The sequence below is a fragment of the Ruegeria sp. MALMAid1280 genome, from assembly GCF_049195285.1.
GTDB lineage: Bacteria > Pseudomonadota > Alphaproteobacteria > Rhodobacterales > Rhodobacteraceae > Ruegeria.
In genome coordinates this window covers 173,664-187,003 of the sequence record NZ_JBMIRT010000057.1, presented here as the reverse complement: position 1 = coordinate 187,003, position 13,340 = coordinate 173,664, and the positions used below count along the sequence as shown (strand labels likewise).

Below are 13,340 nucleotides of genomic sequence, written 5' to 3'. Positions count from 1 at the left end.
CTTTACCCCGTTACGACAACGCCGCCATCGACGGCCATGCATTGCCCGGTCATTGCGCGGCTGGCGTCTGAGGCCAGGAACAAGGTCGGCGCGATCATGTCCTCGGGCGTCAGATGTTCTTTCAGGCACTGGCGATCCAGATGGGCGGCCAGATCCTCGGGCGTGGCCCACATGTCCAGCTGTTTTTGGGTCAGTACCCAACCGGGGGCCAGTGCATTGACCCGGATGTTCCGCGGTCCAAGCTCACGCGCCAAAGACCGTGTCATCCCGGTGATTCCGGCATTCGAAGTGGTGTAAATCGGATAGCCCGCATTGCCCATCATATAGCTGATCGAACTGAAATTGACGATCGCCCCGCCTTTGCCCTGCATCTGCCGGGCGGCCTCCTGACAGGCGAAGTAATAGGCCTTTAGGTTCACCTCGACCATCCAGTCCCAGAATTCGGTCGTGGTTTCCTCAAGCGAGTGACGTTTGTCGTTGGCGGCGTTGTTGATCAGTACCTTCAGGGGGCCATGCGCCTCGGCGGCCTTTTGCATTGTGGCGTGCAGCAGTTCGGTATCCGTCATGTCGCCCTGCATGAACAGCGGCGCGCGGCCGTGTTTGTCGCGCATTTCCTCGACAAACCCGCTGGCGTCGGACCGGCCGATAAAAGCAACATTGGCGCCTTGGGCCAGAAACCCATCTGTCAGTGCAGCACCAACGCCCGAGCCACCGCCGGTGATATAGACAGAAGCCCCGTTGAGATCGCGGAAAGTAGCGGGTTGATCCATCAGTGGCTCTCTCTGGTCACAAGGCGGGTGTCTTTGCCGACAAGGAAATCAAGGTCCGCGCCCTGATCGGCCTGCAGCACGTGGTCGATATAGAGTTTCGCATAACCCCGGGTATAGTGCGGGTCGTCCGGTTGCCACGCGGCGCGGCGGGCGTCCAGTTCCTTTTCATCGACCAACAGCTCCAGTTCTCCATTGCTGGCCGACACGCGGATACGATCACCGGTTTTGACCAACGCCAGCGTGCCGCCCGCCTGCGCCTCGGGGCTGACATGCAGGATGACGGTGCCATAGGCGGTGCCGGACATGCGCGCGTCCGAGATGCGGATCATGTCGCGCACACCTTCCTTCACCAGCTTGGCCGGGATCGGCATGTTTCCGACTTCGGGCATGCCGGGATAGCCCTTGGGGCCGCAGCCTTTCAGCACCAGAATAGTCTCGGGCGTGACCGGCAGGTCGTCGCGGTCGATATTGGCTTTCAGGTCTTCGATGTTTTCGAAAACATACGCCTCGGCCTCGGTTTCCAGCAGAGCGTTCGTCGCCGCCGAAGGCTTTACGATGGCGCCGTTTGGCGCGAGATTGCCACGCAGAACACGCAGCCCGGCTGCCGGTTTCACCGGATCATCAAAGGGGCGGATGACGTCGGTGTTGAAACACTCGGCCCCTTCGAAATGGGCCGATATGTCCTTGTTCAGCACGGTTTTTGCCGGGCGCAGGAAGGGTTTGAGTTCGTTCAGCACGACCGGCACGCCACCAGCGTAGCAGAAATCTTCCATCAGGTACTTGCCCGAGGGCATACAGTTGACGAGTAGTGGGATTTCCGACCCGATTTCGAAATCCTTCAGCGTCAGGTCCACGCCTACACGGCCCGCAAGAGCCAGCAGATGCACCACCGCATTGGTCGAGCCGCCCACGGCGGCATTGGTCAGGATGGCATTTTCGAATGCTTCCTTGGTCAGAATGTCCGATGGCTTGAGGTCTTCATCCACCATCTCGACGATCCGCTTGCCGGTCAGATGCGCCAGCGCCATGCGGCGGGCATCGACAGCGGGCAGAGCAGCGTTGGTGGGCAGGGACATGCCCATCGCCTCGACCAGTGAAGCCATGGTGCTGGCGGTCCCCATGGTCATGCAGACACCCGCGCTGCGGGACATGCCGGACTCGGCGTTCATGAAGTCCTGCAGGGTCATTTCTCCGGCCCGTACGGCCTCGGAGAATTTCCAGACATCCGTGCCCGAGCCGATATCCTTGCCGCGGAACTTGCCGTTCAGCATCGGGCCGGAGCTGACAACGATCGACGGCAGATCGAACGAAGCCGCGCCCATCAATTGCCCGGGGGTGGTCTTGTCGCAACCGCCCAGCAGGACAACGCCGTCGATTCCATAGGCGCGGATCGATTCCTCGACATCCATCGCCAGCAGGTTGCGGAACAGCATGGCGGTCGGCTTCATCTGGGTCTCGCCCAGCGACATGACGGGGAATTCGACCGGGAAACCTCCGGCTTCCCAAACACCGCGTTTGACGCCCTCGGCCAGATCGCGCAGGCCCGAGTTGCAGGGGGTGAGTTCCGACCACGTGTTGCAGATGCCGATGATGGGACGCCCGTCGAAGGCGTGGTCCGGAAAACCCTGGTTCTTCATCCACGAGCGGTGGATGAACCCGTCTTTGTCGAGCTTTCCATACCAGTGTTGTGAGCGGCGTTTTTTCATTTCTGGCTGTGCTTTTCGTGGCTGGGGTTGGAAATGAGTATTTGGAAAAAGATGAAGATCAGGCGGCGCGGGCGGGTCGGCACCAGTCAGGCAACCAGTCAGAATGTGCGGTCAGGAGGTCTGTCACCATACTGCGGATTTGGCGCAGATCCAGCTCGGCTGCGGTGTGCGGGTCCATCATCGCGGCGTGATAGATGTATTCCGGGTTCTGGTCGACCAGCGCCCGAACGGTCAGTTCCTGCACATTGATCTGGGTCCGTATCAAGGCCACCAGTTGCGGCGGGATATCGGTGACGACCGAGGGCTGCACGCCGTTGCCGTCCACCAGGCAGGGGGTTTCAACCGCTGCGCCCAAGGGCAATTGCGGTATCTGTCCTGTATTCGGCAGGTTGCCATAGGCGACGTAGGGCGCGTCGGTTACGATGGCATTCATCAGATCGGCAGCGAATTCATGGCTACGCGTCACCTTGATTTCGCGACCGTCAGTCAGGGTCTTGGCCTGTTCCTTCCAATTGGCGACCTGTTCCACGCAGCGGGTCGGGTATTCGTCCAGCGGAATCGAGAACTGTTCGATCAGGTCCTGCCGTCCGTCCTTGATGAACCACGGGACGTATTCGGCCAGATGTTCCGAGCTTTCGGTGCAGAAATAGCCCAGATGGTCCATGACCTCATAGCGCACCTTGTTGGGGCAGCGTGGCATCAGAAGCGGGGCCTTGGGGAACTGGCCGCTGGCATATCCCTGCCGCAGCGCGGGGTAGAGATCGCGGCCCTGATGTTCGAGCCGCAGGAAGAAGGCGACGTGATTGACGCCCGCCACCCTGTAGCGGATGTCTGCCTTGGGCAGGTCCAGATCGTGGGCCAGTTCCTCGACCGTGTTCTGGACCGAATGGCACAGGCCCACATGTTTCAGCGCCGGAAATCGCTCGGCCAGCGCCCAGGTGTTGATTGCCATGGGGTTGACGTATTGCAGCAGCGTTGCGTTGGGGCAGAGCTGCATCATGTCCTGTGCTACGCCCCACAGAACCGGAACCGTGCGCAGGCCGCGCATTATTCCTCCGATCCCCAACGTATCGGCGATGGTCTGGCGCAGGCCGTACTGTTTGGGGATTTCGAAGTCGGTCACCGTGCAAGGTTGATAGCCACCGACCTGAAAGGCAGTAATGACGAAATCAGCCCCGTCCAGCGCTGCGCGGCGGTCGGTATGGGTGGAAACGGTCGCGCCCGTTCCAACCGAGCGGATCATGGTGCGGGCCACGGTCTCGCTTTCGGCCAGACGCTCGGGGTCGATATCCATCAGCGCAAAGTGGCTGTCGGCCAGGGCCGGGGTCAGCAGGGCATCGCCCAGGATGTTCTGCATGAAGATCGTGGAGCCTGCGCCGATAAAGGAAATTTTGGTCATTTGACAGCTCCGAGGGTCAGACCCGCGATGAAGTGTTTCTGCATCAGGAAGAACATGGCCACCGGCGGCAGTGCTGCAACGATGGAGCCCGCACTCATCAACTGATAGGCGGCCCGGAATTGGGCGTTGAAGCTGGTGATCCCTGCGGTGACGGGTTGGCTTTCGGCGCCCTGGGTCAGGACCACGGCCCAGAAATAGTCGTTCCAGATGAAGGTGAAGATCAGCACGCTGAGCGCGGCGATGGCTGGCTTCATCAGCGGCAGGACCACGTACCAGAAAATGCGCCATTCGCTGATGCCTTCGACGCGGGCGGCCTCGATCAACTCAAAGGGCAGCGCGCGGATGAAGTTGCGCATGAACAGCGTGCAGAATCCGGTCTGGAAGGCGATGTGGAACAGAACCAGACCTGTTTTGGTGTTGTAGAGGCCAAGCTGCAGGGTCAGGTCGCGCACCGGCACCATCAGAATCTGGAAGGGCACGAAGTTGCCTGCCACGAACATGAAGAAGATCCAGAGGTTCGATTTGAACTTGTAGATGCCAAGCGCGAAGCCGGTCATGCAGCTAAGCGCGACGGCTCCGATCACGGTCGGCACGGTGATCAGGAACGAGTTCAACAGATAGCGCGGCATGTCCGAATTGAAGAACACTTGCCCGTAGTTGAACGCGCCTTCAAAGCTGGACGGCATCCCCCAGTAGTTTGCATTGGTGAAATCCGCCGCCGGTTTGACCGAGAACAGCGCGACCGCCAGCAGCGGCCCAAGCCAAAGCAGCAGCGCGAGAGGCAGCATGGCCTGATAGGTGATTTGCGCCGCGCGCGGTTGTTTTTCGATGGGTTTGGGAAACATCTCAGTGCCCCTTCTCTTCGCGATACATCGACCGCAGGAAATAGGCGATGAAGCAGAGCATGATCAGGAACAGGATCACCGCGATGGCGGCGCCGTAGCCCATGCGGAAACCGTATTCGGACAGGGCGACCTCGAACATGTAGTAGGCCAGTACGCGAGATGAACCGAACGGGCCGCCCTGGGTCATGATCGAGATCAGGTCGAAGCTGCGCAGCGCGCCGATGATGGTCACAACAAAGGCGATGAAGGTGGCAGGGCGCAGTTGCGGCAGGATGATGTGCCACAGCATCCGCAGGCCCTTGGCACCGTCCAGACGTCCGGCCTCGATCTGTTCGGGGTCCACCGCGTTCAGGCCGGTGAGGTAGAGGATCATGCAATAGGCTGTTTGCGGCCAGAGGCCTGCGAAGATGATGCCATAGGTCACAAAGCGTTCGTCGCCCAAGACATTCAGCGGGCCCATGCCGAACAGGCCGAGGAATTCGTTCAGCAGGCCGAAGGTCGGGTCGTAGAACCAGGTGAACACGAGGCCGACAACGACCTGAGAAATAACGAAGGGGAAGAAAAACAGTGATTTATAGAGGCGAATCCCCCAGACCGTCTGGTTCAGGAAAAGTGCGATGAAGAGGCCCGCCGGGATCGCAGCGAGGTAGAGGATCAGCCAGATCAGGTTGTTTTTCAGCGAGATGTAGAATGCATCCCGGTCCACCCATTCCCAATAGAGATCTTCGTAGTTGCGAACACCGACATATTCGGCGGCCCCAAGCCCGTCCCATTCGTACAAAGACAGGTTGAAGGACTGGAACACCGGAATGATCACATAGACCATGAAGAACAGCAGGCCGGGGGCCAGAAACAGCCAGGGCGCGATACGTTGTTGGTTGCGGTGGAACCAGCTTTCGTGTTCGGGGGCTTCTACAGCTGACATGCGGACACTCGGGGTTCAGGTAAAAGGGGTAAGACGGGTTATCACCCGCCTTACGCAGGATGAGGTGCAGGCCGGGCTTGTGCCCGGCCTGACCGAATTAGTTCTCGTAGATACGCTGACGGGCGCGTTCCAGCTTGGCCAGGATGCGATCCAGATTGTCGGGCTTGACCATGAACTCCTGGAACCCCTCCATCGACACTTTGGCCATTTCGGCGGGCGCGTCGCGGTCCCAGAACTGGGCGACGCCGCCGGGGCTGTTGGACGACAGCATCGCAAAGCCCTGCTGCAGGAACTTGTCGTCGCCCACGGCCGAATTGGCGTTCACCGGCAACTGGCCTAGATTTTCGCCGTTGTTGATCACAGTCTGTTCGTCCGCCGAGACGACGAAGCGCAGAAACTCACGCGCGGCTTCCTTGTTCGATGCGTTGGCCGGAATGTGGAACGTGTCGGTTGGCGCGTCTTCGGCCAGTTCAACGTCGGGGTTGATGGCGACGAATTGGTAGAAGTCCAGTTGATCGTCGGTCAGGCCAGCCTCGCGCAGCGGAGCGACGGCGAAGTTGCCCATCAGGTAGGCCGTGGCATCGCCGTTGACCATGAAAGGCAGGGCCTCTTGCCAGCTGTAGGTCTGGTGGTTGTCGATGAACGCACCCATGTCGATCAGCTGTTTCCAGTTGGCGAAGGTCTGCTTGACGCGATCGTCCTCCCAGCTGATTTCGCCATTGGCAAGTTGGTTGTGGAAGTCGAAGCCGTTGGTGCGCATGTTCAAGTAGTCGAACCAGCCGCCTGCGGTCCACAGGAATTTGGTGCCGATAGTATAGCAAGCACGGCCGGAATCGACGATCTTCTGGCAGTTGGCGAGCTCTTCTTCCCAGGTGGTCGGCTCGGTCAGGCCCAGTTCGTCAAAGATGTCTTTGCGGTAGTAAACACCCCATTGGTAGTAGGTATAGGGTACGCCCCATTGCTTGCCGTCGATGGTCAACGCACCTTTGGTCGATGCGAGGTTGTCGGCAATTTCAGGCTCGGCCCACAGGTCCGAGACGTCTTCGAACAGGCCGGCCTCGACATAAGGTTTCATGCGGTTGGCCGCGTACCAGTTGGCAACGTCCGGCGTGTCCGCGGTCAGAAAATTGCGGATTTGTGTCTTGTAGGCTTCGCGGTCGATCACGGTGGTTTCGATCTCCAGCCCCGGGTGCTGGGCCGCGAACCGCTCGATCATCGCTTCCATCGTCGCGCGTGGCGCCGGGTTCGATGTGTCGAGGAAAATTCGCAACTCGCCGGTCAGTTCTGCCGCAACAGGCGCGGCAAGTGCCACACTGGCCGCCAGCGCCACCGCTGTGCGCTTGAACATGGAATGCATGGTTTCCTCCCTTAGCTTCCATTTGTAGCTAAAAAGGTTCCAAATAATGAAACCGTGTTTTACATATTGAAAACTACACATCGTTTCGGTTAGTCTTGTCAAGACCCTCGTTGCGATGGCGATGGGTCAAAGGGAGGAGAACAGGCACACGTGGCTGGTGACGGAACAATAGGAAAAGCATGTGACGTGCTGGATCAGGTGGCGGCTTTTGCCCGCCCGGTCCGATTCGCGGAACTGTTGGACAGCAGCGATTTTCCCAAGGCGACGCTGTATCGGTTCCTGCAGACGCTGACCAATCAGGGGATGCTGTCTTATGATCCCGAGCGGCAGACATACGCGCCGGGATTGCGGTTGGTGCGGCTGGCCCATGCGGCGTGGACGCAAAGTTCTCTGGCGCCGATTGCGCGGCCGTTCTTGGATGCGCTCAGCCGGGAGACAGGGGAAACGGTGCATCTGGCGCAGCTTGATTCCAGCCAGGTGCTGTATGTCGACAAGCGTAACGCTGCCCAGCCCGTCGAGATGTATTCGCAGGCCGGCAAGGTTGGCCCGGCCTATTGTACCGGTGTGGGCAAGGCGATGATGGCGTTTCTGGACGAGGCGGCGCTGAACCGCGCCGTGTCGCAGCAGAGCTATCACCGGTTTACCGACAAGACGCTGACCACAGAGGTTGCGCTGCGCACTGACCTCGAACTGATTCGCAGCCGCGGCTATGCCATCGACGATGAAGAGCATGAGCCCGGTATCATCTGCATTGCCTGTCCGATCCTGACTTCGGGTGGGCGGATGCTGGGGGCGATTTCCGTAACCGGATCGACCGAGCGGATGAATTTCGAGCAATTGGAAACCTGGGTTCCCCGAGTTCGCCGTGTGGCGGAACAGATCGGAGCCGAAGCACAGGCCTGGCGGTTCCCCGAGACTTGTCCAAGCGCCGATACAGACAGGATGCAAGCAACATGACGGGTGTGACTCTGAACCAGGCAATCAAGCGGTACGGTGAAACGCAGGTGATTCACGGCGTTGATCTGGACATCGAGGATGGAGAGTTCTGCGTCTTCGTTGGCCCTTCGGGGTGCGGCAAATCCACCTTGCTGCGGATGATCGCAGGGCTGGAAGAGACCACTGAAGGGCAGATCCATATCGGCGCCCGCGACGTCACCCATATGGACCCCGCCAAGCGCGGCGTGGCGATGGTGTTTCAGACCTATGCGCTGTACCCGCATATGACCGTGGCCGAGAATATGGGCTTTGGCCTGCGCATGAACGGGGTCGCCAAATCCGAGATCGATCAGAAGGTGCAGCAGGCGTCGAATATCCTGAAACTGGATCAATACCTCAAACGCAAGCCCAAGGCGCTGTCCGGCGGTCAGCGTCAGCGGGTGGCCATTGGGCGTGCCATCGTGCGGGGGCCTGAGGTGTTTCTGTTCGACGAACCGCTGTCCAACCTCGACGCTGAACTGCGCGTCGAGATGCGGGTTGAGATCGCGCGGCTGCACAATGAAATCGGTGCCACGATGATCTATGTGACCCATGATCAGGTCGAGGCGATGACCATGGCCGACAAGATCGTGGTGCTTCGGGATGGCCGGATCGAACAGGTCGGCGCGCCGATGGATCTGTATCGTGATCCGGACAACCGGTTTGTGGCGGGGTTCATTGGCTCGCCGGCGATGAACTTCCTTGAATGCGATTTTGCGGACGGGAAGGTCTCGCACCCGGCGCTTGGCGCACCACTGGAGGTGACGGCCAATGTGCCTGCAGGGCAGAGCAAGGTCACGCTGGGCATCCGCCCGGAACATATCGAGGTCGACCGCGCGGGTGACACCTGCACCGTTGATTTGACCGAGGCGCTTGGTGGGGTGAGTTATTCATACCTTCTGACGCCGAATGGCGACAAACTGATCGTCGAAGAACGCGAAGATCAACGCAGCAAGCAAGGGGAGCGGATCGGTCTTGTCGTTCGACCGGAACGCGCGATGCTGTTCGATTCGGAGACCGGTCAGCGGTTCCGATAGCCGACACACAACAACCCAAATCAAGCGCGCCGATCCTTCGATCTGGCGCGTTTTTTCTTGGCTTCAATTTTTCTGGATTTTGTATCCAATATCCGTTATGGCGGGTTGAAAGGGCCCATTCCGCCCGTCCCGACCCTGCATTTTCAAAGGATAGAACCGATGTCGAACAACGTTTTCACCGGCACCATGCCTGCGCTCATGACCCCATGTAAGGCGGATCGCACTCCGGATTTCGATGCGTTGGTGCGCAAGGGGAAACAGATGATCGACGCGGGCATGTCGGCGGTCGTCTATTGCGGATCGATGGGCGACTGGCCGCTCTTGACCGACGAGCAGAGGATGGAGGGCGTCGAGCGGTTGGTCGCTGCTGGGTTGCCCGTTGTGGTCGGCACCGGAGCCATCAACACCAAATCCGCTGTGGCCCATGCGGCACATGCGCAGAAGGTTGGCGCGGTCGGCCTTATGGTGATCCCACGCGTGCTGTCGCGCGGCACGTCTCCGGGCGCGCAAAAGAACCATTTCAAGGCGATCCTGTCCGCCGCGCCGGATGTACCTGCGATCATCTACAATAGCCCGTATTACGGTTTTGCCACCCGCGCTGAACTGTTCTTTGCCTTGCGTGCCGAACACCCCAACCTGATCGGCTTCAAGGAATTCGGCGGCAAGGATGACCTGCGCTATGCGGCCGAAAACATCACCTGTCAGGACGATCAGGTGACCCTGATGGTCGGCGTGGACACCGAGGTTTACCACGGCTTCGTCAATTGCGGCGCGACCGGGTCGATCACCGGCATCGGTACCGCCTTACCGCGTGAGGCGCTACTTCTGGCCACGCTGTCTCAAAAAGCCGCTCAAGGGAATGCCGAGGCGCGTCAACGGGCGCAGGAACTGACCGAGGCGATCCAGGTGCTTTCCAGCTTTGACGAAGGCCCCGATCTGGTGCTGTATTACAAGCATCTTCTGGTGCTGAACGGGGAACAGGAATACCGTCTGCACTTCAACGAAACCGATGAGCTGACCGATGCGCAGCGCAACTATTGCGAACAGCAATACGACCTGTTCCGCACATGGTTCGCCGACTGGTCAAAACAGGGTGGAGTGATCGCTGAATGCATGTGATCGACAGCCATACCGGGGGTGAACCGACACGGGTCATCCTCGACGGCGCGCCGGATCTGGGCTCTGGCCCCTTGGCTGAACGCGCCCGCAGGCTGGCGACCGAACATGAAGGGTTTTATCGGTCGATCATGCTGGAGCCACGCGGCCAACCCGCCATGGTCGGCGCCCTGCTGGTCGAGCCGGTTGATCCGTCCTGCGTGACCGGTGTGATCTATTTCGACGTGGACGCCGTGCTGGGCATGTGCGGCCATGGCACCATTGGCCTGACGGTGACGCTGGCGCATATGGGGCGGATTGGTGCCGGCCGTCACAAAATCGAAACCCCCGCCGGGGTCGTGACGGTTGAGCTGCACGATGCCAATACCGTCACCGTCACGAACATCGAAAGCCGCCGGGTCGACAGTGATGTGACATTGGATGTGCCGGGCTATGGCGCGGTGACGGGGGATGTTGCCTATGGTGGCAACTGGTTCTTCATTGTCGATCCCAGCCCGATCCCGGTTGAGAGCGGCAATATCGGCGAGTTGACCGATATGACGATCGCGATCCGTAAGGCCTCGATCGCGCAGAGCATCGGAGGAGAGCAGGGGGAGCCAATCGATCACGTGATCTTTCAGGACGCCTCCCCCGATCCAACGATCCACAGCCGCAACTTTGTGCTGTGCCCAGATGATAACTACGACCGTTCGCCCTGTGGCACCGGCAGTTCAGCGCGGCTGGCGTGTCTGGCAGCGGACGGTGCGCTGGCCCCCGGAGAAGAAATCGTCCAGCACAGCGTCATCGGCAGCGCCTATCGCCTGTCCTATCAATCGGGGCCGAACGGAGGGGTCATCCCCTCGATCACCGGGCAGGCGCATATCATGGCCGAGGCAAAGCTGTTTTTTGACGCAAACGATCCTTTCAAAGAAGGCATAGAGCTATGACCAAGCATGTCGTTGTGATCGGCGCCGGTATCATCGGCATCACAACGGCGCTGGAATTGCAGCGCCGGGGCCACTCCGTTCTGGTTCTGGATCGCGAAGGCGTCGCCGCGCAGGCCTCGGCCGGAAACGCGGGCGCCTTTGCCTTTTCCGAGGTGGAGCCGCTTGCAACCCCAGGCATCATGAAAAAGGCACCGAAATGGCTGCTGGACCCGCTGGGGCCGCTGTCCATTCCACCCACCTATGCATTGAAAATCGCGCCGTGGATGTTCCGCTTTTGGCGCGCCAGCCGTCCAGGCCGTTACAAGGATCTCTTGCGCGCCCAGGCCAGTCTGATGGAACTGTCCAGCGCAGCCCTGACCCGGCTGCTCGCATCGGTGGACGGCGAGGCGATGATGCAGCGCGACGGCCAGATGCAGCTTTACGAAAGCGAGGTCGAGTACCGCGCCAGCCTGCCTACGTGGGAGCTGCGCCGCCACCATGGGATTGAATTTGACCTGTTGGAAAGCCGCGAAGCGATTGCCGAGAGACAACCCGGCCTTAGCCCTCGGTTCACCCATGCCGGGTTCACGCCCAACTGGATCAACACCGTCGACCCGAAGAAATGGGTCGAGCACCTGGCGAAAACGTTTCAGGACCGAGGTGGCCGGATTAACCGCCAGGAAATCCGCGCACTGACTCCCACCGACAGCGGTATGCGGATCACGCTGGCGGAAGGTGGGGTTGAGGCGGACAAGGTCGTGCTGTGCGCCGGTGCATGGTCTCATCACCTTGCGCGAACACTCGGCGATCACATCCCACTGGAAACCGAACGCGGCTATAACACAACCCTTCCCGAAGGCGCGTTTGACCTGCGGATGCACCTGACATTCTCGCGCCACGGCTTTGTCGCCAGCCGGATCAATGGCGGCGTTCGGATCGGCGGCGCGGTTGAGCTGGGGGGGCTGGAACTCCCCCCGAATTTCGAACGGGCTGATACGCTGTTGCAGAAAGCCACGCAGTTTCTGCCCGGTCTGAACACCGAGGGCGGCACGCAATGGATGGGGTTTCGTCCGTCGCTACCCGATAGTCTGCCGGTGATCGGGGCCTCGCCTCAGGCAAGGGACGTGATCTACGCATTCGGCCACGGCCATCTGGGCCTGACCCAATCGGCAGGAACCGCTGAACTGGTCGGCGCGCTGATTGACGATCAACCGGGCCAGATTTCACTGATCCCCTTCTCGGCTTCACGTTTTTGAGGGCAGGTCATGCGCAGCATCAAAACCATTCACGTGATCTCGGCCCATGCTGAAGGTGAGGTAGGCGATGTCATCGTCGGGGGTGTTCAACCGCCACCCGGCGCGACCATCTGGGAGCAACGCGCCTTTGTCGCGCAGGACCAGACCCTGCGAAACTTCGTGCTGAACGAGCCGCGCGGGGGCGTGTTTCGACACGTCAATTTGCTGGTGCCGCCGAAACACCCCGAGGCCGACGCCGCCTTTATAATCATGGAGCCGGAAGACACGCCGCCCATGTCCGGCTCAAACTCGATCTGCGTGTCCACCGTTTTGCTGGATGGCGGGATCATTCCGATGCAAGAGCCCGAGACGCGGATGACGCTTGAGGCCCCCGGTGGGTTGGTGAAAGTCCGGGCCGAATGCCGAAACGGCAAGGCCAAGCGTATTTTCGTGCAGAACCTGCCCAGTTTTGCTGACAAGATATCGGCCCCGCTGGAGGTTCCGGGCATCGGCACCCTGACCGTGGACACGGCCTATGGCGGGGACAGTTTCGTTGTGGTCGATGCGGCGGCGCTGGGGTTCGAGATCGTCGAAGACGAGGCTCGCGACATCGCGCGCATGGGTGTGGCAATCACCAACGCGGCCAATGAACAGCTTGGGTTTGCCCACCCGGAGAACCCGGATTGGGATCACATCTCCTTCTGCGCCTTTTGCGGGCCGCTGGATAAAACCGAAACCGGCCTGACCGGCAAATCCGCGGTCGCCATTCAGCCAGGCAAGGTTGACCGATCCCCCACCGGCACGGCGGTCTCGGCCCGAATGGCCCTGATGGCCGCAAAGGGTCAAATGAGCGTCGGCCAGACCTTCGAGGCGGTCTCGATCATCGGCTCGCGCTTCACCGGACGGATTGTCGGGCAAGCCCAAGTCGGCGACCGCCCCGCCATCATCCCCGAAATCAGCGGCCGAGGCTGGATTACCGGCACGCATCAACACATGCTGGACCCGGATGACCCCTGGCCCGGCGGGTATCGGTTGAGCGACACATGGGGCGTGTAACCGGTTGGGATAGC

At 60.3% G+C, this 13,340-nt stretch carries 12 protein-coding genes; 6 read left to right on the top strand and 6 right to left on the bottom strand.

Going from position 1 to position 13,340, the window contains the following annotated elements; all coding sequences use genetic code 11:
- Positions 1 to 2: 2 nt before the first annotated feature.
- The 6 genes from ACOQFT_RS16515 to ACOQFT_RS16490 all read right to left on the bottom strand — a co-directional run bounded on the left by ACOQFT_RS16515 (position 3) and on the right by ACOQFT_RS16490 (position 7,002).
- A complete protein-coding gene (locus tag ACOQFT_RS16515) occupies positions 3 to 770 on the bottom strand; it encodes an SDR family NAD(P)-dependent oxidoreductase (protein ID WP_421598984.1) in 768 nt (255 codons plus the stop codon).
- The gene (locus ACOQFT_RS16510) at positions 770 to 2,476 is read right to left on the bottom strand and encodes an IlvD/Edd family dehydratase (RefSeq protein WP_421598983.1); all 1,707 of its coding nucleotides are present in this window, start codon (positions 2,474 to 2,476) and stop codon (positions 770 to 772) included. Before ACOQFT_RS16510 ends, ACOQFT_RS16515 begins: the two co-directional genes overlap by 1 nt.
- 58 nt (positions 2,477 to 2,534) lie before the next feature.
- Positions 2,535 to 3,875: an alpha-glucosidase/alpha-galactosidase gene (locus ACOQFT_RS16505; protein WP_421598982.1), complete on the bottom strand. Its 1,341-nt coding sequence runs from the start codon at positions 3,873 to 3,875 to the stop codon at positions 2,535 to 2,537.
- Positions 3,872 to 4,720 carry a carbohydrate ABC transporter permease gene (locus tag ACOQFT_RS16500; protein WP_299948950.1) on the bottom strand — a complete coding sequence of 283 codons (849 nt, stop codon included), beginning with the start codon at positions 4,718 to 4,720 and terminating at the stop codon, positions 3,872 to 3,874. Before ACOQFT_RS16500 ends, ACOQFT_RS16505 begins: the two co-directional genes overlap by 4 nt.
- A gap of 1 nt (position 4,721) precedes the next feature.
- On the bottom strand, positions 4,722 to 5,645 hold the full coding sequence (locus ACOQFT_RS16495; RefSeq protein WP_421598981.1) for a carbohydrate ABC transporter permease: 924 nt from the start codon (positions 5,643 to 5,645) through the stop codon (positions 4,722 to 4,724).
- Between the two features lie 97 nt (positions 5,646 to 5,742).
- On the bottom strand, positions 5,743 to 7,002 hold the full coding sequence (locus ACOQFT_RS16490) for an ABC transporter substrate-binding protein (protein WP_421598980.1): 1,260 nt from the start codon (positions 7,000 to 7,002) through the stop codon (positions 5,743 to 5,745).
- 150 nt (positions 7,003 to 7,152) lie between these two features.
- Here ACOQFT_RS16490 and ACOQFT_RS16485 point away from each other — a divergent pair, with 150 nt between their 5' ends.
- From ACOQFT_RS16485 to ACOQFT_RS16460, 6 genes are all read left to right on the top strand, one after another.
- Complete coding sequence (locus ACOQFT_RS16485; RefSeq protein WP_421598979.1) at positions 7,153 to 7,959, top strand: IclR family transcriptional regulator; 807 nt, start codon at positions 7,153 to 7,155, stop codon at positions 7,957 to 7,959.
- On the top strand, positions 7,956 to 9,014 hold the full coding sequence (locus ACOQFT_RS16480; protein WP_421598978.1) for an ABC transporter ATP-binding protein: 1,059 nt from the start codon (positions 7,956 to 7,958) through the stop codon (positions 9,012 to 9,014). Before ACOQFT_RS16485 ends, ACOQFT_RS16480 begins: the two co-directional genes overlap by 4 nt.
- Before the next feature lie 159 nt (positions 9,015 to 9,173).
- Positions 9,174 to 10,133: a dihydrodipicolinate synthase family protein gene (locus ACOQFT_RS16475; RefSeq protein WP_421598977.1), complete on the top strand. Its 960-nt coding sequence runs from the start codon at positions 9,174 to 9,176 to the stop codon at positions 10,131 to 10,133.
- Complete coding sequence (locus ACOQFT_RS16470) at positions 10,124 to 11,056, top strand: proline racemase family protein (RefSeq protein ID WP_421598976.1); 933 nt, start codon at positions 10,124 to 10,126, stop codon at positions 11,054 to 11,056. The genes ACOQFT_RS16475 and ACOQFT_RS16470 overlap by 10 nt, the downstream gene beginning before the upstream one ends.
- Entirely contained in the window at positions 11,053 to 12,291 is a 1,239-nt protein-coding gene (locus tag ACOQFT_RS16465; RefSeq protein WP_421598975.1) for an NAD(P)/FAD-dependent oxidoreductase, read from the top strand. Before ACOQFT_RS16470 ends, ACOQFT_RS16465 begins: the two co-directional genes overlap by 4 nt.
- A 9-nt stretch (positions 12,292 to 12,300) precedes the next feature.
- Positions 12,301 to 13,326, top strand: coding sequence for a trans-3-hydroxy-L-proline dehydratase (locus ACOQFT_RS16460; protein WP_421598974.1), 1,026 nt, complete (start codon positions 12,301 to 12,303; stop codon positions 13,324 to 13,326).
- Positions 13,327 to 13,340 lie beyond the last annotated feature (14 nt).